Below are 22803 nucleotides of genomic sequence, written 5' to 3' on the forward strand. Positions count from 1 at the left end.
AGTTGTTCGTGATGCTAGGGGTAAGCAAAAATCATACCTTTATCAAACAATTATCTGACTTTATGGGCTAGAATGGCCCTCAAATGAGCCCAACCAAAGGACTGCTGCATGTGGCAGAAAAACATCAATGACTTTGATCGGGTCGTCGCCATCGGTGGCGGCCACGGCATGGGCCGCGTGCTCTCTTCACTCTCGTTTCTCGGCCAGCGGCTGACCGGCATCGTCGCCACCACGGACGATGGCGGATCCACCGGGCGCCTGCGCAAGAGTCAGGAGTGTATCGCCTGGGGAGATCTGCGCAACTGCCTCAATCAACTGGTGACCGATCCCAGCATCGGCAGCCTGTTATTCGAATATCGCTTCGCCGGCCGCGGCGAGCTGGCGGGTCACAACCTCGGCAACCTGATGCTGCTGGCGCTCGACAACCTCTGCGTGCGTCCCCTTGATGCTATCAAGCTCATCAGTGACATGCTGAAAATAGAGTCACAATTGTTACCCATGTCAGAGTTTCCCACCGACCTGTGTGCCCACACCGTCTGTGGCAAGCAGATCCTGGGAGAGGTTTCCATCGATCAGCTCGATACGCCCCCCCTCTCCCTGAGTCTGAGCCCGGAAGTGCCGGCGACTCGTGAGGCGGTGCAGGCGCTGGCTCAGGCCGACATGATCATACTCGGGCCAGGCAGCTTCCTGACCTCCATCATGCCTCCCCTGCTGCTGGCCGAGGTGGCACAAGCCATCAATGAGAGCGATGCCATGCTGGTGTTCATCTGCAATCTGGTGGCCGAGAGCGGTCCTGCCAGTCAGCTGAGTCTGCTCAACCAATGGCGCTGGCTGGAGTCACGAGTCGGTACGGGTCGCGTCGATGCTATTCTGGCGCCCGCTGGGGAATATCCGGCCGAGTTGGCCAGTCGCCTGATCCAGGCCGAGCTGGGCGAGGCCGAACTCCCCCACCGCCACGACAGACTGAAGCTCAAGCTGGCGCTGGATCGGGTGATCCAGCAACTGGTCAATCAACGCTAATGACAGCTATGCGCAGCGGCGAACCGGCTGGTTCCCCTGCGCAGCAAGCTCAGTGGTAGTTGGCAAGGTGAGAGAGCACCTGGGGCAAAGATTGCTCCAGCTGGGTCAGTAGCCGGGCGACGTCGTCGGCATCTTCATGTTTGCAGGCCAGCTCCAGTGCCGCCACCTGCTGGTAACTGAGCTGTGCGCCGTAGCTGCCACAGGAGGATTTCATGCTGTGGGCAAGCCGCGCCAGTGCGGGCCAATCCTGCCGCTCATAGAGTGGGCGCAGCTGGGCGAGCTGCTCACCCACCTCCTCGATAAACACCGAGATCACCACAGGCATCATCTCCTCGCCAATGTCTTCCGCCAGCTGTCGCAGCACCTTTTGATCCAACCATTCCATCCCTCAGCCCTCATTTGGCGGTATTCAAACAGAACATACTATAGATGCCTGGCGTGACAACGTCACTCCTCGCTCGCCTTCTGCTTGTCGACCGGCGAACGGCCGCAAAAACGAAAAGTGTGATCCGGTTCTAGGAATGTGGCAATAGGTAGACCAGATTGAAACATAAACGTTGCCAATAAATTAACATTTATACAACACTGGCGGCAGTGAGAATGATGCGACTCAGCAACACCTCTCTCATCCCTTTTGCCTGTATGGCTGCTGCGAAGAACCAGGGTAGGATTCTACCCTGGTATTTTTTTATATTTAAATCAGCTAATTACCGAGTCTGACTGCCACATACGTGCTCACCCAGCCGAAACAGGCTGAACTCGCCGGGTGCCATCCTGACCCAGTTTTCATTGCCGGTCAGTGGACGGGTTGCGATCAGGGTCACCACGTCATCCGGGGTCGTCTCACTCTGGAAATCGATGGCTACATCTTCATCCAGCAACCTCGCCTCGCCAAAGGGCGCCCGCCGGGTGAGCCAGTGCAGGTTGTTGCTGCAATAGGTCATCACAAACTCCCCATCCGACAGCAGCATGTTGAATACCCCGAGCCCGCGCAACTCGTCACACAGGGTGGACAGATAGCGAAACATGGCGGGGAAGTTGGCGGGACGCTTGGGGTATTTCTGCTCCAGCCGGTTGAGTAGCCAGCAAAATGCATGCTCGCTGTCGGTGTCCCCCACCGGGCGGTGCCGCCCGGTGGCGAGTCGCTTGTAACCAGTCAACTGGCCGTTGTGGGCAAAGGTCCAGTAGCGGCCCCACAGTTCACGGGTGAACGGATGGGTATTTTCCAGCGACACGCAGCCCCGGTTAGCCTGCCGGATATGGCTGACTACAGCGCGGCTCTTGATAGGCAACGCCTGTACCAGCTTGGCTATCGGCGACTGGGCGCTGGGCTCGGGATCCTTGAAGGTGCGAAAACCCCTCCCCTCATAGAAGGTAATCCCCCAGCCATCCTTGTGGGGCCCCGTCTTGCCGCCGCGCAGCATCAGACCGGTAAAGCTGAAGCAGATATCGGTCGGCACATTGGCACTCATGCCGAGCAGTTCGCACATAACCAGCGGACTCCTTATTACTGGGCATCTTTTTTCAATCAGCAGGACCAGCCCGATGCGAAGCACCGCCGATCCCACCGCTTATCAGGGCAGGTACAACCGAAATATGGCCTGGTGAGGCTCGCACATCCCGGCTGACGATACTTCCTTACTTGGCCATCTCTTTTTCGACCAGCTGGATCAGGATATGGATCACCTTGATATGCACTTCCTGAATGCGGTCTGCATAGCCAAAATGCGGCACCCGGATCTCGACGTCGGCCAGACCCGCCATCTTGCCACCATCCTTACCGGTCAGCGCTATCACCTTCATACCCTTGGCATGGGCAGCTTCGATGGCCTTGAGGATATTGCCCGAGTTGCCGCTGGTGGAGATACCAAGCAGCACGTCACCACGACGGCCGACCGCTTCCACATAACGGGAGAACACGTAGTCGTAACCAAAGTCGTTGGAGACGCAGGAGAGGTGGCTGGGATCCGAGATGGCGATACCGGCATAGCCAGGACGATTCTCGCGATAACGGCCGGTCAGCTCTTCGGCAAAATGCATGGCATCGCAGTGGGAGCCCCCGTTGCCACAGGAGAGCACCTTGCCTTCCTGCTTGAAGGAGTCGGCGAGCAGCTTGGCAGCGGCTTCAATGTTTTTCAGATTCTGTTCATCTGCCAGGAACGCCTGGAGCACGCCGGCAGCTTCGGTCAATTCATTGCGGATCAGTTCTTGGTACATGATGTCTCTTCCAAAATGTGGGCGACGCCATTGTCGCACAAGCCAATCCAATCGTCGCCCCCCGCCCCTCAAGATGCCGCCGGCAGGACGTTATGCCGATCACATAGCCAAAGTAACGAGCTTGTAAACATCTTGATAAGTTTGTGCGTATGAATTACAACATGGGCCATGTTCAACAGGTCAGACCTCTGAATCAGTTAACCCACTTTTCACCCAACTTCGGCAACTCATGCAAGGAGCGAAATATGACGACGACACTCACTCTGCTCGGGGTGATCCTGGTGATCGGCGCCATGGCTTATCGCCGGGCGTCTCTGTTCACATCCACGCTTGCCACGGCAGCCGCACTTATCGCCGGCACATTCTATGGCCATGCCCCCCTGCTGGTGTGGGTACTGTTCGCCGTGATTGCCATCCCCCTCAATCTGGTGGATTTTCGCCGCAATCAGCTGACCAAGCCGCTGTTCAAGATCTACAAGTCCATCATGCCGGAGATGTCCCGCACCGAGAAGGAAGCCATCGAAGCGGGTACCACCTGGTGGGAAGCAGACCTGTTTGCCGGCAACCCGAACTGGAAGAAACTGCACGCCATCCCGGTCAGTACGCTGTCAGCCGAAGAGCAGGCCTTTATGGATGGTCCGGTCGAGGACGTGTGCCGCATGGTCAACGACTGGGAAGTGACCCACGAGCGGGCCGATCTCTCCCCCGAGGTGTGGCAATACCTGAAGGACAACAAGTTCTTCGCCATGATCATCAAGAAGAAATACGGTGGTCTGGAATTCTCCGCCTATGCCCAGTCCTGCGTACTGCAAAAACTGTGTGGCGCCAGTGCCGTGCTGGCTTCCACCGTGGGCGTACCCAACTCGCTCGGCCCGGGCGAACTGCTTCAGCACTACGGTACCGATGAGCAGAAAGACCACTACCTGCCCCGTCTGGCGGTCGGCAAAGAGATCCCCTGCTTCGCCCTGACCAGCCCGGAGGCGGGTTCTGACGCCGGTTCCATCCCCGATTTCGGTATCGTCTGCAAGGGCCAGTGGGAAGGGGAAGAGGTGCTCGGCATGCGGCTGACCTGGAACAAGCGCTATATCACCCTTGCGCCCATCGCCACCGTACTGGGGCTGGCCTTCAAGCTGCGCGACCCGGATCATCTGCTGGGTGAAAACGAGGAGCTCGGGATCACCTGCGCCCTGATCCCCACTCACATCAAGGGTGTTGGCATTGGCCGTCGCCACTTCCCGCTCAACGTGCCGTTCCAGAACGGCCCGACCCAGGGCAAGGATGTGTTCGTCCCGCTCGATTTCATCATCGGTGGCCCGGCCATGGCCGGTCAGGGCTGGCGCATGCTGGTCGAGTGTCTGTCGGTCGGTCGCGGCATCACACTGCCCTCCAACAGCACCGGCGGCGTCAAGATGCTGGCCCTGGCGAGCGGTGCCTACAGCCGCATCCGTCGCCAGTTCAAGCTGCCCATCGGCAAGATGGAAGGGATTGAAGAGCCGCTGGCCCGCATCGGCGGCAACGCCTACATCATGGGCGCCGCCGCCAACCTGACCGTGACCGGTATCGACCTTGGCGAGAAACCTTCGGTCATCTCCGCCATCGTCAAATACCACCTCACCGACCGGGCCCAGAAGTGCATCATCGATGCCATGGACATCCACGGCGGCAAGGCCATCTGCATGGGCCCCAACAACTATCTGGCCCGTGGCTATCAGGGTGCCCCCATTGCCGTCACGGTGGAAGGGGCCAATATCCTGACCCGCAGTATGATCATCTACGGTCAGGGCGCCATCCGCTGTCACCCTTATGTGTTGCCGGAGATGCTGGCGGCTAGCCACCCTGACAAGGATCAGGCGCTGAAGGACTTTGACAAGGCGATGTTCAGCCACATCGGTTTTGCCATCAGCAACCTGGTGCGCAGCTTCTGGCTCGGTATCACCGGCGCCCGCTTTGCCTCTGCACCGTACAAGGATCAGACCAAGGGCTACTACCAGCAGCTCTCCCGCCTCTCGGCCAACCTGGCCTTCCTGTCAGACATGGCGATGGGCACCCTGGGTGGCGAGCTCAAGCGCAAGGAGCGGGTCTCCGCCCGTCTCGGCGACGTGTTGAGCCAGCTCTATCTGGCTTCCAGCGCCCTCAAGCGCTATCAAGACGAGGGACGCCAGCAAGCCGACCTGCCGCTGCTGCACTGGGCACTGCAAGATGCCATGTTCAAGGCACAAGAGGCGATCGACGAGCTGCTGCGCAACTTCCCGAACCGCTGGATTGGCTTGGCGCTGCGCGTCATAGTGCTGCCCCTTGGCCGTGACATGAAGCGTCCGAGCGACAAGCTGGACAGCCAGGTTGCCCGTCTGCTGCAAACGCCAAGCGAGACGCGCAGCCGTCTGGCTCAGGGCCAATACTTGACCCGCGAAGAGGGCAACCCCTTCGGTCTGCTGGAACAGGCGCTCGATGACGTGCTCTCTGCCGAACCGCTGTTTGATAAAGTATGCAAGGCTGACGGTATCAAGCGTCCGTTTATGCAGCTGAACAAGGTGGCGGATGCAGGTCTGACGCTGGGAGTGCTCAACCAGACCGAGGCTGACTTGCTGCGCCGCGCCGAAGAGAGCCGCCTGCGCACCATCAACGTCGATGATTTCGACCCCATAGATCTGGTTGCCAACAAGGCCCTGTTCGAGCCTTCTGCCTATCACAGAGCAGCCTGACACACAGAAAAGTCGTCAAACGCCTCCCGTTGGGGGGCGTTTTTTATGGGCCCGGATCACGATAACAACAAAGAGATTTCATAGATCAAATTTTATTTCTCAATAAGTTTCCTATCCTTAGTGAAGCAGTTAATGTAAGCACAGGATCCCAAACAGGATTGCATGATGGATGACCAAATCCTGATTATTGACGATGACGATCTGCCCCTTCTCGATAACCAGCAGGCTGGATGGAAGGTGATGATTGTGGACGATGAACCCGAAGTGCATCGCATCACCAAGATCACCCTGAGCAAGTTTGAATTCGATAACAAACCCATTGAATTTTTGCATGCTTATTCAGCCGCACAGGCCAAGGAGTTGCTCGCCCAGACCCCGGATGTAGCCCTGTTGCTGCTCGACGTCGTAATGGAAGTCGATCACGCCGGTCTCGATGTGGTCAAGTTCGTGCGCGAGGATCTGCAGAACAAGATGGTGCGCATAGTGTTGCGAACCGGACAACCGGGTCAGGCACCGGAAGATGATGTGGTCACCAACTACGACATCAACGATTACAAGGACAAGACCGAGCTCACCTCCCAGAAGCTGCGAACCCTGTTGCGGGCCAGCCTGCGTTCATATCGCGATATACGTACCCTGGAGAGCAATCGTCAGGGACTAGAGAAAGTCATCGAAGCCTCCAAGGGGATCTTTGAGAAACGGTCACTGCGCCAGTTTGTCGAAGGAGCTCAGGAGCAGCTCGATGCCCTGATCAATCAGGAAGAGTCCCAGATCTATGATGTAAAGCAGTTTACCTACGAGGTACGGGATCAGATCCTGGAGCCACTGCTGCCTGGCCATCCGTCTGTGCGGCTGGTCGATGCCCCTCTGATATTGCGCCAGGCCATGGCCAACCGGGCTACCGTCTATGACGGTAATCAGATGGTGCTCTACTGCCAGAATCCCCGTCATCACCTGCTGTTTCATATCGAGACGACCCGCCATCTCAGCCAGATGGACACGGGTCTGCTGAGCCTGTTTACTGAAAACATCATAGTGGCGCTGGAAAATATCCGGCTCAACGAAGTCATCGCCGACAACCAGCGCGAGATCATTTACCGCATCGGGGAGCTGGTGGAAACCCGCTCCAAGGAGTCTGGCCTGCACGTCAAGCGGGTCGCCCTCTACACCGAGCTGTTCTGCCTGTTGCTCGGTATGAGCGAAGAGCAGAGCGAGCTCATCAAACGCGCCTCTCCCCTGCACGACATCGGCAAGGTAGGGATCCCGGATGCCATACTGCACAAGCCGGGTAAGCTGACCCCGGAAGAGTGGGAGATCATGAAGACCCACGCCCAACTGGGGCAGGATATGCTCTCCGGCAGCGATCTGGCGCTGTTCCAGATAGGCGCCACCATAGCCGGCAACCACCATGAGAAATGGAATGGCAGCGGCTATCCCCGTGGCCTCAAGGGCGATTCAATACCGCTCGAGGGGCGTGTGGTGGCGCTGGCCGACGTGTTTGATGCCTTGGGATCGGATCGCTGCTATAAGAAGGCATGGCCGCTGGATAAGGTGCTCGCGCTGATTGAAGAGGAAAAGGGGCAGCACTTCGATCCCCAGCTGGTGGATCTGATGCTGGCCAATCTGGACAAGTTCCTCAAGATCCGCGATCAGCACAAGGATATCTACGTCGGGGATCACTGATCCTCCCTCACGCCAACCGGCCAGCAGCCACAAATGACAAAGCCGCCTCAACAGGGCGGCTTTGTCATTCAAGGCAGACTCTTACTGCTCGGGCAGGTTCAAGTCCAGCTTGGCCTCGGATTTGGCTCCCTCATTTTCTGCCTTCTGCGCAGCCATCGCCTTTTGCAATGCCCGGCGTTTTTTCAACAGGATGAACCCCACCCCACCGAGCAGAGCCACCAGGATACCGACGCCGCCCAGCAACCAGAGCAACCAACCGCGACTCTCTTTCTCCTCAAATTTCACCTGGATGGGTACGGCTGCTGAGGCAACGGACGCGGCTGAAGGGGGCTGCGCCAGCACAGGCAAGATGTTGAATGACTTGGCCGGCAGAGTGACCTGGATCTCGCGGCCCAAGCGGGTAGTTCCGAACAGGGTGGCGGTCACATCATACTGGCCAACCTCCTTGATGGCGGAGAGATCGATCTCCACTCTGGGCTCGGTCGCCACCGCGCTGAACGCCATGCTGGCTCCTACGGTATTGGCAGCCTTGCCCTTGATGATCACGGAGGCGGGATCCAGCTCATCGCTGTCAATCAGGAAGGAGAGCCTGGCACCGTACTCTTTTGACGGCACCGCCAAGCTATAACCGACCGGTAGCGGGTAGATCAGCACATCCTGATGACGGGCCCGTGAGAAGACCTGATTGCCGGTGCTGTAGAGTGCTCTATACTTGCCGGCCGGGACATCCAATACCGCCTTGGCGGTCATGATGCCATCACCAGGCACCTCGTCGAGCCCCTTGCCATCATCGCGATAATGTCCAAGTAGCTCATCCAGAATGGGCTCGCCCTGCTGCTGGGTATCGTTGAAGCGCTGCAGCTTCACCGTCATGCCGAGATCCGTGAGGTAGTAACCCTCTTTGGGCGGGGCATCGTCGATCAGCAACCAGGACTTGAGTTTGACGACTTCCCCCTGATAGAGCTGAGTCGGCAGCAGATCGGTTTCCAGTTTGATATTCGACAGGATCCGCACCCTGTTTTCAGGATCCACCTCGCCGATGGCCTGCCAGGGGCCCGGCATGGGATCACGGATGGTGATGAGATCCTGATCCTTGAGTGCCAGCCAGCCCACATCGGGCGGGGTTACCTTACCGACATACAGCTTGCTGCCATCGGGCCTCACCAGTATCACCGAAGGGGTGCCCAGCTTGCGCGTCACGATAAAAGTGATCTCCTTCACCCCGTAATCGATGCGAAAGCGGTTATCGAGCAGGGGAATGTCAGAGGGGGCAAACACCTCGTTGGCTGTGACCGTCAGTGAGGTCAGCAGCAGCAGGCCACTCCATAGCTTACTCATTGCCGCCACAGGCAGGCTCCTCCTTTCTTCTGGACCAGATCCAGCCTCGCCTCGTGCACGGCTTCGATGTCGGCACCGGCACGCACTACCTTGAGTGGTGGACGGTTGCTCTCCAATCGACGGATGCTGGTGTCCTGGTTGCGCTCGTTCTCCTGGCTTTCGGTGGCCAGGTTCAGCTTGGTCTGGCCACCAGTCATCAGCAGGTAAACGTCGGCCAGGATCTCCGCATCGAGCAAGGCCCCGTGCAAGGTCCGGTGGGAATTGTCTATGCCGTAGCGATCGCACAACACATCCAGGTTGTTGCGTTTGCCCGGGAAGAGATCCCGCGCCATCGCAAGGGTATCTGTGATGCTGCAGATATCCTTGGTCTTGAAGTTGAGTCCGAGCTTGCCGAACTCATAGTCCATGAAGCTCACGTCAAAGGGCGCGTTGTGGGCGATAAGCTCGGCGCCACGAATGAATTCGATGAAGTCGTTGGCGATCTGGCTGAACGGGGGCTTGTCGACCAGGAAGGCATCCGTGATGCCGTGCACCTGGATGGCCTCGGGATCCACCAGCCGATCCGGCTTGATATAGACGTGGTAGTGATTACCGGTCAGCTTGCGGTTGATCACCTCCACACAGCCGATCTCTATGATGCGGTGCCCCAGATAGATGGGGCCACCGGCGGTGTTCATACCTGTGGTTTCAGTATCCAGAATGATCTGGCGATTCAGTTGGGGTGTGTTCATGATCCAATCTATGTCAAACTTCGGCCTTACCCGCTAGTTTACCCCAAGACTCATGCTAAAAAAGATCGATTGCTCATGTTAAAACACATTGATTTATACACGGATGGTTCCTGCCTAGGCAATCCTGGCCCGGGTGGCTATGGTGCTGTTCTGGTCTATGGCGATCACCGCAAGGAGATTTCCGGTGGTTTTCGGCTGACCACCAATAACCGGATGGAGTTGATGGCCGCCATCATGGGGCTGCGCACTCTCAATGCAGCCTGCCAGGTACGGCTCACCACCGACAGCCAGTATGTGCGCCAGGGGATCACCCAGTGGATCATCGGCTGGAAAAAGAAGGGATGGATGACCTCAAACCGCCAGCCGGTCAAGAACGTCGATCTCTGGAAGGCGCTAGATGCGGAAGTGGCCCGCCATCAGATAGAGTGGCTCTGGGTCAAGGGACACTCGGGTCACCCCGAGAATGAACGCTGCGATGAGCTGGCGCGAGATGCGGCCAGTGGCAAGCAGCTCGCCGAAGACACCGGCTATCAACCCTGATCCCTCTCTCAAGGGGTGACGAGCGTCTTTGACCCGAGAGGTCGAGAGTCGCTCGTCGAGGGTATGGGTTACCAGCCCTGACGCGCCATGCCCGGTGCCGCAATCGACTCAGGCAAACGCCAGCGACGGCGCACCGGGATGAGTGGAAAACGCCGTTTGCGCGCCGCTATCACATAGACAGATGAAAAGGGTCTGCAGTAATCCCGCCCCACACTCTCCCGCCACCAGCCAATCCGGCTCTGCTTGCCCATAAACGAATAGCCAAAGCGCTCATCAAACATCACCTCGCAACCAAGCAGGTGCAACCAGTCGGTGACCCGCGCCGGGGTGAACATGCGAGCCGACCAGGGCAGATGTTGACGCAGGAAAGGCAGACAATGACCGATACCGACCAGACTGAGCGGGTTATAACCGCTGACGATGAGCCAGCCATCGTCGGTCAGCACACGTTCGGCTTCACGCAGCACCTGATGGGGGTCGGGCGAGAAATCGAGGCAATGGGCGAGCAGACAGGCGTCCACGCTGCCGGTTCGCACCGGCAAGGCCACTGGATCGCCCTTGATATCCAGCAGCCGACCACTGGTCGCCACCCCTATCTGGTGGCGTATGGAAGAGCAGCCACAGGAGAGCTCGGCGCTCAGGGCGCCGACTTTAAGCAGATGATAACCAAACAGATGTGGGCACCAGTTGTCGAGCCGCTCCTGGATCTCGGCCGCCACCCAGTCCCCCATGGGTAATGCCGACCAGCTGGTCGGGATCTCGATTTGTTGTTCGGTACGTGCCACCTGCATAATAGGGCTCAACTTGGGGTTCGAACGCCATCCAGTTATATAAGATACCCTCCATAAAGAGAAGCAGACTCATGTATACCGTTATCACAGTTCCAGCCTTTAACGACAACTACATCTGGTTGATCCGACACGATAATCACTGTCTGGTGGTCGACCCGGGCGATGCGGTCCCCGTACTGGAGCGGCTGGCAGCGCTGGAGCTGCAACTCGACGCCATCCTGCTGACTCACCACCACCAGGATCATGTGGGCGGCGTCACTGCCCTGCTCACCCAGTTCCCTCACGCAAGGCTATATGGCCCCAAACATGATCCCATGCCCGAGCACCACGGTCAGTGGCTCGATGACGGGGATCAGATCAACTGGCATGGCCTGAGTCTGGATGTCATCCATGTGCCCGGCCATACCCGTGGCCACATCGCCTACCACGGCCATGGCATGCTGTTCTGTGGTGATACGCTCTTCTCCGCCGGTTGTGGTCGCCTGTTCGAGGGGACCCCGGCCCAGATGCATGACTCGCTGCAACGGCTCGCCGCCCTGCCCGACGACACCCTCATCTATTGTGCCCATGAGTACACCCTCTCCAACCTGCGTTTCGCCTACGCGGTCGAGCCTGACAACAGGGCGATCCAGCAGCGGATCGGGCTGATCAGCAAACTGCGTCAGCAGGGCCTTCCGAGTCTCCCCTCCCGGCTGGGGGATGAACGTGAGTTCAACGTTTTTCTGCGTTGCGAGCACGATTCTGTGAAATTTTCTGCTGAGAAATACGCCTTAAAATGCTTGGAAAATCCAGAGGATACTTTCGCCGTGCTACGCAGCTGGAAGGACGTTTTTTGAACAAACCTTGATCAGGGGGCCATTGCCCCTTATGATGCCAGCTGTTTTTCAAGAGATGACCTGAGCGAGATGAAGGTACGAACGGCCTTATTGACGGCGCTGTTTCTCAGCGGCTGCCAAAACCTGAGCCATCAGGATGACCGGGCGCTAACGGCAATCGAGCCGATCAAGTCCCCCCAAGTCAACAAAAAAGCGTATAAAAAACATTCTTCGCGCTTCTTGTTCGGTGACGAACAGATAGACGAACTGAATGACACCGAGAATCTGTGGGTGCGTATCAGCGAGGATATGCAGTTTGATCCACAGGATAACGACCGTGTCCGCCAGCAGCGTGATTGGTTGTTGCGCAATGATAAGCATCTGGCGACCATTGCCAGCCGGGCTGAGCCCTACCTGTATCTGATGGTAGAGGAAATCGAACGGCGTGAGCTGCCAATGGAGCTTATTACCATCCCCATGATCGAGAGCATGTTCGATCCCCACGCCCGCTCCCGGAGCAATGCGGTCGGGCTGTGGCAATTCGTCCCTGCGACCGGCAAGAACTTCGGCCTGCGCCACGACAACTGGTATGACGGCCGCCGCGATGTGCTGGCTTCCACCCATGCTGCGCTGGATTATCTGGAGTACCTGAACCGCTTCTTTGATGGTGACTGGCTGCAAACCCTGGCCGCCTACAATGCCGGTGAAGGGCGTGTGCGCAATGCCATAGTCCGCAATCAGAAGGCCGGTCGTCCAACCGACTACTGGTCCCTCGATCTGCCCCGTGAAACGCGCATGTATGTGCCCAAAATCCTGGCCATGGCGGACATGATACGCAACGCGGACAAATACAATGTCTCCCTGCCGGTACTGGCCAACAAACCTCAACTGCGGGTGGTCAACACCGGGGGGCAGATCGATTTGAACGTGGCCGCCCAGCTGGCGGGTCTGCGCCCGGCCCAGTTGAAAGAGGTCAATCCGGCCCTGAGCCGCTGGTCGACCTCTCCCCAGGGCCCTTATCGCCTGCTGGTGCCGGTCGAATATGCCGACACCCTGGAGCTGGCCCTGGCCGATCTGCCCCAGAGCGAGCGTATCCGCACCCGCTCCTACCAGGTAGCCAGTGGCGATACCCTCTCCCGCATCGCCCAGAACAACGGGGTGAGCGTGCAGCAGCTCAAACTGGCCAACAACCTGCGTGGCGACAACCTGCGCCGTGGCCAAACCCTGATGATTCCGACCGGTGGCAGCAAACAAGTCACCCGCCAGGCAGCCCAGAGCAAGTCGCAGCAGGTTGCCAGTCACAGCGGCAGCAAGATCCAGTACAAGGTACGTTCCGGTGACAACCTCTGGAGCATCAGCCAGGCTCACGGGGTGACTCATGATCAACTGGCCAAGTGGAATGGTCTTGATACCAAGTCGGCCCTGAAACCCGGCATGAAGCTGGTGGTCTGGACCAAGTAGGACAAGAGCAGCAACAAGTCCATGGGTTATCAGGTTGGTCGGTCGGGGTGACTCACTCCCCTCCATCGCCACCCGCTTTCAGGTCGCTGCGATGGATGTGATGCGCTGGAATCAGCCCGGCAAGAGCGATGACCTCAAGCCGGCTCAGGAGCTGACCCTGTTCGTGAAGAACAACCGCTGAGTGACCGTCACTTTATAAAAAAACACCCCGCACTTGGCGGGGTGTTTTTTTATCGGCGCCGAGGGCCATCAGGGAGTAATAGCCTGGGCTGCGAAGCGTGCAATGATGGGATTGTGATCCGAGGCGTCGGTCGCCGGACTGCTCACTTCCACCAGGTCCAGATTGCGGTAGTAGAGGTGATCCAGCGGACGGCCGAACGCGGTACGGCGCAGATCGGGCACCGGGATGGCCTCCTGCAGTCCCAGCTCGCCCACCAGCTTGTTCAGCCAGAATTCGCGCTTGTCGCTCCAGGTGTTGAAATCCCCCGCCAGAATGACAGGTCCCTGATGGCGATGGATGAGGGCGGTCAGATCATTGAGCTGCTCGCGAAAAGTGGCCATGCCCAGTTCGAAGTTGACCGCATGCAAGTTCACCACCAGCACACCGTCAGGATCGCCCTGCAAGGGGTACAGGCTGACCAGACCGGACTTTGGAATGCGTAGCAGAGGCTCTGGCGAACGAACGCCACAGACGAAGGCCTGTGGCGTTTTGGCGACCGTCATGACGCCAAACGAGACGCCACCCTGGGTGAACGCCTGCAACTGTTGCCACTGGAACTCACCAGCCTTGAGCCACTCCAGCATGTCCGGGTGGGTCGCCGACTCCTGCAGCAGCACCAGATCCTGGGATTTAGCATACTCGTCCAACCCCTCGCGCCAGTTTTTACGTTGACCCTTGTAGAGGTTCCAGACAGTGACGCCAAACTCGCGGGGCAAGGCGGTGGAGGCCAGCGCCACCAGTGGCGGCTGCTGGCAATTGACGCCGGGAATGATGCCCTGCGCCGTCACCATATGATCCTGATCCGGCACCTCGAAACAACCGACCAACCCCAACGTCAGCAACGACGTTCCCAGAATGCGATAACTATTTTTCATTGGCTAACAACCACCTGCCTCTGCATTGTGTCATGACCATCACAAATGTCATCGCAACCGACTAGGCTCATGAATCGTGTCCGGCCGGCGCATCCAGAAGGAATTCAACGATGGCGAGACAGTACCAGTACCGCGTGACATTTTATGATCAACAAGGAAATTGTCATCAAGTGGATCTTTCCACCGTCTACCAGATCAGACGGGATCCCCAATGCGATCTCTGCCTGTTCGACAGTGAGCATTGTGTCGGTTCGGAAGAGATGCTGGAACGCATGATACGGCAAAAAACCGGCTTTGAGCAGGAATTATCCATCATCAACGCCCGGCTTATCTGAGCCGGATCAGACTGGAACCGGGCGGGATTTGCCCTGATCGTCGATGGCAACGTAGGTGAAAATCCCCTCGGTCACACAGTAACGCTGGGCTTCGTTTGCACGAAGCACCGGCTTGACCCAGACCTCCAGTTTAAGGCGCATGGAGCTGCGGCCAATCTTCAGACAACGCCCATAACAACAAACCACATCACCGACTTTCACCGGGCTGTGAAAGGTCATGCCCTCGACAGAAACGGTACAAATACGTCCTTTTGCCAGCTCCTTGGCCATGATGCCCCCACCTATATCCATCTGGGACATGATCCAGCCCCCGAAAATATCGCCGTTGGGGTTGGTATCGGCTGGCATCGCCAGGGTTCTCAGCAACAGCTCCCCGTCAGGGTGACGTTTTGTATCTACCATCATTACCGCTCTCTCTATCATGGATGGCGGCATGATAGGGGGCGAGCCCCGCCTTGGCAAACCTCAATTACCCCACGGACCCAGCCCTGGCGCTGCATACCACCGCGCGGGAGACGCTCCGTGAGCAGGCCAGACGTACCTCAGTTGCCCCGTGCGGCCAGCTCGGCAAACCAGTGGGCCGGATCGGGCCAGCGATAGGCAAAACCGAGGCGCTGACAGATGAGGCTGCCCTCGACCGGGGCAAAGATCCCGGCAGGCTCGATGAAGACGGGGGCCGGCAAGCCGAGCTGGCGGGCCGCAAAGGGATAAAATTGCTCGCGGCGCGGATGAACGGGGGCGCTCAGGTTGTAGGCATCCCGGTTCTCGCCTTGCGCCAGCATCAGCTGGCAAGCGGCCACCACATCATCCAGATGCACCAGGTTCACCGCCTGCCCCCCCCCTTCCAGGGTCTTGCCCGCCAGGAAACGCCCGGGATGGCGCTCCGGACCATATAAGCCGGCCGGGCGCAGTACCATGGCACACTCCATACCTGCGTCCAGTACCGCCTGCTCGGCGGCCAGCATCCGCATACCACGAGCGTGGGCAGGGGCAGGCGGTTCATCCTCCCTTTGCCCCGGCGCCCATACAGAGGTGGCGCCCACGAACAGTACCCGCTGCACACCCGTAGCTTTTGCCAGCTGGCACAGGCGGGCGATGGCCTCAGGGTAATCCTCCGTCTTGCTCGGTGGCACGCAGATCACCAGCTCGCGACACTGAAACGGCAGTGCCTCCAGCTGGACCGACAGTTGCAGCGGCCAGGCCGGCACCCCTTCGGCCGTCAGACGGATGGCCTTCTCGGCCGAGCTGACCGTCACCACCACCGCCTTGCCTTGCGCCTGCAGCGCCCGAGCCAACGGCAGCCCCAGCCAACCCGCCCCCACTATCCCCGTCTGCTGTATACATTTTGTGGTCATTGGCAAAAATCCTGACAAAAAAAAACGGTCATCCATGATGACCGTCGAAAGTAACGAAGGAAATAGCTGGATTGACCAGTTACCTCCCACAGCGGGAAAATCGGGAGCGCAGGCTCCTAATTCGTGGGGCCTATGCTAGTGGCAGGCTGGCCAAAAAGCTTTGAAGCGGATCACAGTTGAAAAGGTTTTCTGAAAACGCTTTCAATTTTTGGGCTACGCATCGACGAAGAATTGGCCCATTCAGGGCCAATTCTGTCTCGTCAGGCGACGGATTCGCGTCTGACCAGCTCGGCTTCGAACTTGAGCACAAGCCCGTCGACCGGCTTGTGATCGAGCAGGCGCAGGGCCAGCTCCGCCGCCCGGCCGCCCATCTCCTCGATGGGATAACGTACTGTGGTGAGTTTGGGGTAGATGTAACGGGCGTAGGGGATGTCATCGAAACCCACCACAGAGATCTGCTGCGGTATCTTGTAGCCCCGCTCCAGCAGGCAGGAGATGGCCCCCGCCACCATGGCATCGTTGAAACCGAGCACGGCGGTAAACTCGACGCCTCGCTCCAGCAGCTCACCCATGGCTACATAACCGCCATTCTCATCGGCGAAGGCTCGCCCAATCAAGGCAGGATCCAGCGCCAAGCCGGCCCGCTGCAGAGCGTAACGGTAGCCCGCCATCCGCTGCTGACCGTCGACGAACTGTTCGTCATCCGAGGTCACGAAGGCAATCTTGCGGTGACCCGCATCCAGTAGATGCTGGCAGGCGGTGGTGATGCCTGCCTGGTTATCCAGCCAGACACAACGATCCTCGGCACCCGGCACCTGGCGGTTGATGAAGACGATAGGGGTATTACCGGCCACCAGCTCGCTCAGCTCCTCGTCGGGCAGCGCCTTGCTGTGCAGGATCAGCGCATCGCACTGACGCTGCAGCAGCGCCTGGATGGCATGACGCTCGCGCACCGCATCGTGGTTGCCGGACATGACGATGGTGAACTTGTCCGCCTTGTCGACCATGGTCTCGATGCCGCGCATCATCTGGGCGAAGAAGGGGCCACCACACAGGTCCCCCACCAGAACGCCGATGCAGTTGGACCGCTTACTGACCAGCGCTTGGGCAAAACTGTTGGGACGAAAATTCAGTTCCTTCATGGCCGCCAATACGGCCTCACGCTTTTCTGGTGCCACCTGAGCCGTGTTGTTGATCACCCGCGACACAGTTGAAATGGACACATTAGCCAACCGAGAAACGTCTTTAATCGTTGCCACTATCAATTCCTTTGTTGGGGAAGCCGGTCTGTGTTGATCGGGCGATGATATCGAGCCTGTCAGACCAAGACATGGCGCCCGATCACCTGACAGGCTTCCTTTTGTCACAAAACCTTATGGGATAATAACCATTTTGGGGGAGGAAAGGGAATTGGGCAGCCGCCGCCGCGGCTGCCATCTCAATAAGCGTGACTCAGCTCGCGTTCGGACATGAAGCGCAGCGGTTGTTGCAGTTTGTGCTGATAGATGAGATCGAACGACAGCACGTTCTGCACGTAGTTGCGCGTCTCCTTGTAGGGGATGCTCTCGACCCAGACATCCATTGGCTTGTCAGTGCTCTGATCGCGCCAGCGTTTGACCCGGCCAGGTCCGGCATTGTAAGCCGCCGTCGCCAGAATGCGATTACCGTCATACACATCCAGCAGCCGCTTGAGATAGGCGCTGCCAAGGCGGATGTTCATGGCGGGATCGAACAGCTGCTGCTCGTTACGATAGGGCACCCCCAACTTGCTGGCGGTCTCCTTGGCGGTGGCTGGCATCAGTTGCATCAGACCACGCGCACCCACCGGCGATTCTGCCCGCGGATAGAGGGCGCTCTCCTGGCGCGATACCGCATAGAGCAAGCTCATATCCACCGAGCGCTCCCGCGCCATCTGGCTGAAGGTCTGCTTGTAGGGTTTGGGGAAACGCAACTCGATCGCATCCCAGGCTTCGGCACGGATGCTGGCCAGAATAGCCAGCTCATGCCATCCCTGATTGAGCGCTATGTGGCCAAACTCGATACGCTGGGCCACCGGGTTGCGATCCATGTTGTGGACCCACTCAGCGCGCGCCGCCGTGATTTCATTCATATCCAGCAGCTCACGCACCCGCAGCAAGAAGGGCCAATGCTGAGTTGCAGTACGCCAGTCGGGTACCTTGGTGCCGGCGCTCTGGTTCTTGATCCGATATGGCACCCCCGTGCGCTGAGCGGCCATGAAACCATAGAAACCGCGCAAGTTGGCCGTTTCCAGATAGAGATCCCACGCCGGTTTCTTTTGCCCCTGTACTTCCAGCGAGCGCGCCAGCCAGTAACGCCAGCGATCCTCTTTCTGCAACGCCATCGGCATGCGCTTCACCCAGCCGGAGAGCCCGTGCCAGTCCTGCTCCCAGATGGCGAGCCGGGCACGCAGCTCCAGCAGATCGGGATCGGCCAGCCGCACGACAGTGGCATCCACCCAACTGCGCTGGGAAGTGGATCGCGCCAACAGCAGGCGACGGGCCACGGCCCGCTCCACCGGCTCCAGCTCTGTGGTGGTCAACCCGAAGCGCGTGCGCATCGTGGGCAATTGGCCCAGCACGGATTCGGGCTGCTGATTGGCATAACGGGCCAAGCCCAGCAGCAACAGCCGCTTTGAGGGGGCTGTGGTGGAAAAATAGGCCGGGTTCATCGCCTTGGCGGGCTGCTCGAACAAGGCGATCATCTGATCGGCGTAAGGCCGCATGCCGCTGCCAAGTTGGGCGCCCAGATGGCGTATCAGGTTGGGGTTTTCCGCTTCAAACGCCAAGGTCATGCGGGTCCAGACCTTCTCCTGGGTACGCAATCCGGCCTGCTGCCAGAGCTGGAACAAAGGGGTACAGGCATCGGGACGGGATTGGCCGCTCAACCAGAGCTTGCCCGCCTCCTGCAAGGCCTGAGTCTGCTGCCCCGTGTAGTAGCGCGCCTGATAGTGCATGCAGAGCAGATCGGTGGAGCTCGGCTTGGCCGGGTAGAAACGCAGGAACTGGGACCACTGCTGACTCTGGGCCAGATAGGTGAGGTAACTGCGTTCCAGCCGGTTGGATTGGGGCGTGTCACCGTGATCGCGAATGAAGCTGACAACCTTGTCATAGTCTGCCGCCCCGGGCCGGAAGGCCAGCTGGTAGTAATCCAGATAGGGCAACAAAGGATAATGGGTCAAACGGGCGCGAATTTGCTGGAAACGGGCCTGATCGTTGGCTCTTACTGCCTCATGGGCCTGACGATAGAGGGACTGATCCATAGTCTGTGCTGCGACTTGCATCAGAAGTCCGGGCACGAACAGCGCCGATAATATGATTCCCTGCAGGGCTTTCACCAAAGACGTCTCCATTGCGCAGTAATACCACCGCCCGTTGGCGGTGGTGTCGTGCACTCATTCTACTCGTTAACGTGAAGGGCTACAGCTCGCTCACCACACTATTTTTCGCGCCTGAAACAACGCCATCACTGCGGGTAAGACGTTTGACATAACGTTCCAGATAAGGCACTGGCAACGGCTTGGAGGCCAGATACCCCTGATAGAAATGGCAGCCCTGTGCCTGCAAAAACTCCAGCTGCTGGCGTGACTCCACGCCTTCTGCCGTCACGTTGAACCCCATGTGGCGAGCCATGGCGATAACGGCCTCGACGATGGCCATGTTGTCGCCATCCTTGGGAATGTCCTGGATGAAGGAGCGATCTATCTTGAGTTCATCGGCCGGCAGCCGTTTCAAGTAACTCAGGGAGGAGTAACCGGCGCCGAAATCATCGATGGCGAAACTGATGCCGAGCACCTTGAGCTCGCTCATCTTGCTGATGGTATCTTCCGCATGGCCGAGCACCACGGATTCGGTGATCTCCAGATTCAGGCAGGCGGGATCCATGCCGGTGGCGGCCAGCACATCATGAATGCGCTCGACAAAGTCGCTGGCATGGAACTGCTTGGCACTGACATTGACCGAGAGCTGGGGGATGTGGATACCGTTCTCTTCCCACAGCACATACTGGGCGCACGCCTCGTGCAGCACCCAGTTACCGATGTCAACGATGAGATCCGTCTCCTCGGCAATGGGAATGAACTCGGCGGGAGAGACCAGCGCCCGCCCCGGCGGTTGCCAGCGGATCAGCGCCTCGACCCCTATGATGTCCCCCCCTTCTACCATGTGCTGCGGCTGGTAGTAGAGGGTCAGCTCCTGTTGGCTGAGGGCATTGCGCAGCTCGTTGTGAATGAGTAGCCGACGATCCGCCTGCTGCTGCATGGAGGCATCGAAGAAGCGGCGGGTCTTGCGGCCCGCCGATTTGGCCTGATACATGGCGGTGTCAGCCTGCTTGAGCAGATCGTCCACCCCCTGCCCACGGCCGGGGAAGAGGGTAATGCCGACGCTGGCGCCTATGTGCAGCACCTGCTGGCCATGGGTGTAGGGGGCGGCGATCTCGCTGATGAGCCGCTCGGTGATGATGTCGGCCTGCATCTCCGCCTGGGGCGGGCTGGCCGACAGCGAGGGCAGCAGCAGCACGAATTCGTCGCCACCCAGCCTCGCCAGGCAATCCCCCTGGCGTACCAGCCGTTTGAGGCGAGTGGCCACCTCCTTGAGCAGCCAGTCGCCGGTGGCATGACCCAGGGAGTCATTGATGGTCTTGAAGTGATCCAGATCGATGAACAGCAGGGCCCCTATCAGGTGATCGCGGCTTGCCTCGCGGAACGCCTGAGCCAGGGTCTCGTGCAACTGGCGGCGGTTGGGCAGACCGGTCAGCTCGTCGTAGTAGGCGAGATGCTGGATGCGACGTTCGGCCTCCTTGCGCTCCGAGATGTCTTCGAAACAGATGACGAAGTGGCTGATCACCCCTTTGTCATCCTGCACGGGCGTGACGATTTCCCACTGGGGATAGATGTGACCATCGACGTGCTGGCGCCGGGTCTCTCCCTGCCAGCGGCTCAAGGTATTGAGCTCATAGCCCAGCCCCCCCAGCCCTGACCAGAGGTCATTGCCAAGATGCAGCCCAATCACCCGCTGACTGTCAAAGCCGCTGATCTGGCTAAAGGCATGGTTGACCCGCAAAATCTTGAAGTCGGGATCCGTGATGATGATGCCCTCGTGGGTTTCGAAGGCCACCGCAGAGAGCCGCAGCTGGGCATCGCTCTGCAACCGCTCCAGCTCGGCCACCATGCGCACAGAGAAAATGGTCAGCACTGAATCCAGGTTGGGGATCTCGATCTCGCCAGAGAAGAGCAGTGCCAGATGGCCCAGGATCTGACCCTGTCTGTCAAACAGCGGCTGGGCGTAATAACGCTGCCCCGCTTTCAACTGCGGATTAAGCTGGCAATCGGCCTCGATGGTGACCACGCAGGCCTCACCACGCCGATAGAGCTGCTGGCAGGGCATGCCCGCGAGTTCGTACTCTTTGAGGTCGATACCGTGACAGGCCAGTACCTTGAGGCGGTCGCTGCTGGTGCGCTCTGCCAGCCATACCGCATCCGCGACCAGGATATGGGCGAGTTGGTTGATCAGGGTATCGAAAAAGTCGAGCCCGGTTCTGGCCGACAGCGCTTGGGCCAGCTGGGCCAGCAGGGGATCTTGCAACAGGGGGAGCTGCTGGGACAGTTCAGGCGTACTGCGGGTGGTATCCAGCGGGGCCAGCCAGCCACAGCATACTTGCTGGGCAGAGACGTACTGGCCGCTCCAGAGCACATGGCGCACCTCGCCATGCTCGTCCATCAGGTGACCGATGAACTGGGCTGGCTGGCGTGAGTGGTAGAGTCTGGAGAGAAAATCAGAGAAGCCGGGTTCATCGTCCACGGCCAGCTGACCGGCCCAGGGATGTGCCCCCTCCCCTTGCCATAACTGGTAAGAGGCATGATCGGACAGGCTCCACTGCTCATGTTGCCGATCATAAAACCACATCATCTGAGTGCCCTGCTGTTTCATCTACTACTCCAACACCACGACAACCACGTTCAATACCCTGACAACTTGATAGAGCCACACAATACCCTCTCGCACTACGGGCATAGCGCGATAGGTGAGGAGTGCGAAAGAAGCGAGACTATGCGGTGAAAACCGGACATGAGGTCGACATGCGGCGCTGCCAAGGGGGGACAGAAACGATCCAAGTTTCCCATACTGCCTGCCAGTTTCATGGAGCTCAAGTGCTTTTTGACGCAGAACGGGAAAAGATCACAATTTATAAGTCGCGTGATAGTAAAGGATTCATTTCGTGACAAAGATCACATTTCAATATTCTGCCATGAGTACTCTGAAGGTGAAGACACAAGCAAGACGACCCGAAGGGGGCCAATATGAAAATCGAAATTACCAGCAAAATCATCGACATCACCCCGGCTATCCGCGAGCGCATTGAATCCCGCTTTGAAAAGCTCGAACGTCTTCAGGTGCCTCTTATCACCCCCCATGTGATTGTCTCCAAAGAGCGCCTGATGTTTATCGTTGAAGCCAGTGCTGGCATCCCCAACGGCAAACTGTTTGCACAGGCAGAACACGAGGATATGTACGCCGCCATCACCGAACTGGGGCAAAAGCTGGAACGTCAGCTCAACCGACACATCGAGAAGCCCATCGCCCGTCGTGCGGCCGCCAGTACCAAGGAAGTCGTACCCCAAGTGGATGAAGCCGACGCATAACCTGCAGCACATCGCACGAATCAAACAAAAAGGCGGGATCTTCCCTAATGCCAGTCAGTTAA

Annotated in this window: 19 protein-coding genes and 1 pseudogene; 8 read left to right on the forward strand and 12 right to left on the reverse strand. The window is 58.6% G+C overall.

Features of this window, described 5'->3' with window-relative positions:
- The first annotated feature begins 108 nt into the window (after positions 1–108).
- Complete coding sequence (locus BN1129_RS03995) at positions 109–1020, forward strand: gluconeogenesis factor YvcK family protein (protein ID WP_042034622.1); 912 nt, start codon at positions 109–111, stop codon at positions 1018–1020.
- A 49-nt stretch (positions 1021–1069) separates the two neighbouring features.
- On the opposite strand, the gene BN1129_RS04000 is transcribed toward BN1129_RS03995, so the two are convergent.
- The 3 genes from BN1129_RS04000 to lpcA all read right to left on the reverse strand — a co-directional run bounded on the left by BN1129_RS04000 (position 1070) and on the right by lpcA (position 3237).
- Positions 1070–1405, reverse strand: a complete 336-nt coding sequence (locus BN1129_RS04000) for an Hpt domain-containing protein (RefSeq protein WP_042034623.1) — start codon at positions 1403–1405, stop codon at positions 1070–1072.
- A gap of 322 nt (positions 1406–1727) precedes the next feature.
- Positions 1728–2510, reverse strand: a complete 783-nt coding sequence (locus BN1129_RS04005; protein WP_042034624.1) for a class II glutamine amidotransferase — start codon at positions 2508–2510, stop codon at positions 1728–1730.
- Positions 2511–2658: 148 nt separating this feature from the next.
- On the reverse strand, positions 2659–3237 hold the full coding sequence (gene lpcA / locus BN1129_RS04010) for a D-sedoheptulose 7-phosphate isomerase (protein ID WP_005309841.1): 579 nt from the start codon (positions 3235–3237) through the stop codon (positions 2659–2661).
- 245 nt (positions 3238–3482) lie between these two features.
- On the opposite strand from lpcA, the gene fadE reads away from it, so the two are divergent.
- Complete coding sequence (fadE, locus tag BN1129_RS04015; RefSeq protein ID WP_042034625.1) at positions 3483–5939, forward strand: acyl-CoA dehydrogenase FadE; 2457 nt, start codon at positions 3483–3485, stop codon at positions 5937–5939.
- 165 nt (positions 5940–6104) lie between these two features.
- A complete protein-coding gene (locus BN1129_RS04020) occupies positions 6105–7622 on the forward strand; it encodes an HD domain-containing phosphohydrolase (protein ID WP_042034626.1) in 1518 nt (505 codons plus the stop codon).
- A gap of 81 nt (positions 7623–7703) precedes the next feature.
- On the opposite strand, the gene BN1129_RS04025 is transcribed toward BN1129_RS04020, so the two are convergent.
- Both BN1129_RS04025 and dnaQ read right to left on the reverse strand, forming a co-directional pair.
- Complete coding sequence (locus BN1129_RS04025; protein ID WP_042034627.1) at positions 7704–8960, reverse strand: TIGR03503 family protein; 1257 nt, start codon at positions 8958–8960, stop codon at positions 7704–7706.
- Positions 8957–9691 (reverse strand): DNA polymerase III subunit epsilon, encoded by a 735-nt coding sequence (dnaQ, locus tag BN1129_RS04030; protein WP_042034628.1) that lies wholly within the window; start codon positions 9689–9691, stop codon positions 8957–8959. Before dnaQ ends, BN1129_RS04025 begins: the two co-directional genes overlap by 4 nt.
- Before the next feature lie 75 nt (positions 9692–9766).
- Here dnaQ and rnhA point away from each other — a divergent pair, with 75 nt between their 5' ends.
- The gene (gene rnhA / locus BN1129_RS04035) at positions 9767–10231 is read left to right on the forward strand and encodes a ribonuclease HI (protein WP_042034629.1); all 465 of its coding nucleotides are present in this window, start codon (positions 9767–9769) and stop codon (positions 10229–10231) included.
- Between the two features lie 68 nt (positions 10232–10299).
- Here rnhA and BN1129_RS04040 read toward each other — a convergent pair whose 3' ends face one another.
- The gene (locus BN1129_RS04040) at positions 10300–11022 is read right to left on the reverse strand and encodes a class I SAM-dependent methyltransferase (protein ID WP_042034630.1); all 723 of its coding nucleotides are present in this window, start codon (positions 11020–11022) and stop codon (positions 10300–10302) included.
- 71 nt (positions 11023–11093) lie between these two features.
- Here BN1129_RS04040 and gloB point away from each other — a divergent pair, with 71 nt between their 5' ends.
- A complete protein-coding gene (gene gloB / locus BN1129_RS04045; protein ID WP_042034631.1) occupies positions 11094–11858 on the forward strand; it encodes a hydroxyacylglutathione hydrolase in 765 nt (254 codons plus the stop codon).
- Between the two features lie 69 nt (positions 11859–11927).
- Positions 11928–13479 (forward strand): annotated as a pseudogene (locus tag BN1129_RS04050) (lytic transglycosylase).
- Between the two features lie 68 nt (positions 13480–13547).
- Here the strand turns inward: BN1129_RS04050 and BN1129_RS04055 are convergent.
- Positions 13548–14393 carry an endonuclease/exonuclease/phosphatase family protein gene (locus tag BN1129_RS04055; RefSeq protein ID WP_042034632.1) on the reverse strand — a complete coding sequence of 282 codons (846 nt, stop codon included), beginning with the start codon at positions 14391–14393 and terminating at the stop codon, positions 13548–13550.
- 110 nt (positions 14394–14503) lie between these two features.
- Here BN1129_RS04055 and BN1129_RS04060 point away from each other — a divergent pair, with 110 nt between their 5' ends.
- Positions 14504–14728 (forward strand): hypothetical protein, encoded by a 225-nt coding sequence (locus BN1129_RS04060; RefSeq protein ID WP_042034633.1) that lies wholly within the window; start codon positions 14504–14506, stop codon positions 14726–14728.
- A gap of 6 nt (positions 14729–14734) precedes the next feature.
- Here the strand turns inward: BN1129_RS04060 and yciA are convergent, their stop codons facing one another.
- From yciA to BN1129_RS04085, 5 genes are all read right to left on the reverse strand, one after another.
- On the reverse strand, positions 14735–15133 hold the full coding sequence (gene yciA, locus BN1129_RS04065; protein ID WP_084204563.1) for an acyl-CoA thioester hydrolase YciA: 399 nt from the start codon (positions 15131–15133) through the stop codon (positions 14735–14737).
- Between the two features lie 137 nt (positions 15134–15270).
- Positions 15271–16083 (reverse strand): NAD-dependent epimerase/dehydratase family protein, encoded by an 813-nt coding sequence (locus BN1129_RS04070; protein WP_042034636.1) that lies wholly within the window; start codon positions 16081–16083, stop codon positions 15271–15273.
- A gap of 260 nt (positions 16084–16343) precedes the next feature.
- Positions 16344–17342 (reverse strand): LacI family DNA-binding transcriptional regulator, encoded by a 999-nt coding sequence (locus tag BN1129_RS04075; protein WP_042034637.1) that lies wholly within the window; start codon positions 17340–17342, stop codon positions 16344–16346.
- A gap of 179 nt (positions 17343–17521) precedes the next feature.
- Positions 17522–19438 (reverse strand): transglycosylase SLT domain-containing protein, encoded by a 1917-nt coding sequence (locus tag BN1129_RS04080; protein WP_042034658.1) that lies wholly within the window; start codon positions 19436–19438, stop codon positions 17522–17524.
- Positions 19439–19520: 82 nt separating this feature from the next.
- Complete coding sequence (locus tag BN1129_RS04085; protein WP_042034638.1) at positions 19521–22028, reverse strand: putative bifunctional diguanylate cyclase/phosphodiesterase; 2508 nt, start codon at positions 22026–22028, stop codon at positions 19521–19523.
- A 371-nt stretch (positions 22029–22399) separates the two neighbouring features.
- On the opposite strand from BN1129_RS04085, the gene hpf reads away from it, so the two are divergent.
- Entirely contained in the window at positions 22400–22741 is a 342-nt protein-coding gene (gene hpf / locus BN1129_RS04090) for a ribosome hibernation-promoting factor, HPF/YfiA family (protein WP_042034639.1), read from the forward strand.
- The last annotated feature ends 62 nt before the right edge of the window (positions 22742–22803 follow it).

Source organism: Aeromonas popoffii, from assembly GCF_000820025.1.
In the GTDB taxonomy this organism is placed as follows: domain Bacteria; phylum Pseudomonadota; class Gammaproteobacteria; order Enterobacterales; family Aeromonadaceae; genus Aeromonas; species Aeromonas popoffii.

What these genes read in the sequence shown, in the direction of transcription:
- BN1129_RS04020 (WP_042034626.1), top strand. Translation starts at nt 6,105, where the DNA reads ATGGATGACCAAATCCTGATTATTGACGATGACGATCTGCCCCTTCTC.
- BN1129_RS04060 (WP_042034633.1), top strand. Translation starts at nt 14,504, where the DNA reads ATGGCGAGACAGTACCAGTACCGCGTGACATTTTATGATCAACAAGGA.
- BN1129_RS04025 (WP_042034627.1), bottom strand. Translation starts at nt 8,960, where the DNA reads ATGAGTAAGCTATGGAGTGGCCTGCTGCTGCTGACCTCACTGACGGTC.
- hpf (WP_042034639.1), top strand. Translation starts at nt 22,400, where the DNA reads ATGAAAATCGAAATTACCAGCAAAATCATCGACATCACCCCGGCTATC.
- yciA (WP_084204563.1), bottom strand. Translation starts at nt 15,133, where the DNA reads ATGATGGTAGATACAAAACGTCACCCTGACGGGGAGCTGTTGCTGAGA.
- fadE (WP_042034625.1), top strand. Translation starts at nt 3,483, where the DNA reads ATGACGACGACACTCACTCTGCTCGGGGTGATCCTGGTGATCGGCGCC.
- rnhA (WP_042034629.1), top strand. Translation starts at nt 9,767, where the DNA reads ATGTTAAAACACATTGATTTATACACGGATGGTTCCTGCCTAGGCAAT.
- BN1129_RS04055 (WP_042034632.1), bottom strand. Translation starts at nt 14,393, where the DNA reads ATGAAAAATAGTTATCGCATTCTGGGAACGTCGTTGCTGACGTTGGGG.
- BN1129_RS03995 (WP_042034622.1), top strand. Translation starts at nt 109, where the DNA reads ATGTGGCAGAAAAACATCAATGACTTTGATCGGGTCGTCGCCATCGGT.
- lpcA (WP_005309841.1), bottom strand. Translation starts at nt 3,237, where the DNA reads ATGTACCAAGAACTGATCCGCAATGAATTGACCGAAGCTGCCGGCGTG.
- BN1129_RS04085 (WP_042034638.1), bottom strand. Translation starts at nt 22,028, where the DNA reads ATGAAACAGCAGGGCACTCAGATGATGTGGTTTTATGATCGGCAACAT.
- BN1129_RS04005 (WP_042034624.1), bottom strand. Translation starts at nt 2,510, where the DNA reads ATGTGCGAACTGCTCGGCATGAGTGCCAATGTGCCGACCGATATCTGC.
- BN1129_RS04040 (WP_042034630.1), bottom strand. Translation starts at nt 11,022, where the DNA reads ATGCAGGTGGCACGTACCGAACAACAAATCGAGATCCCGACCAGCTGG.
- dnaQ (WP_042034628.1), bottom strand. Translation starts at nt 9,691, where the DNA reads ATGAACACACCCCAACTGAATCGCCAGATCATTCTGGATACTGAAACC.
- BN1129_RS04000 (WP_042034623.1), bottom strand. Translation starts at nt 1,405, where the DNA reads ATGGAATGGTTGGATCAAAAGGTGCTGCGACAGCTGGCGGAAGACATT.
- gloB (WP_042034631.1), top strand. Translation starts at nt 11,094, where the DNA reads ATGTATACCGTTATCACAGTTCCAGCCTTTAACGACAACTACATCTGG.
- BN1129_RS04070 (WP_042034636.1), bottom strand. Translation starts at nt 16,083, where the DNA reads ATGACCACAAAATGTATACAGCAGACGGGGATAGTGGGGGCGGGTTGG.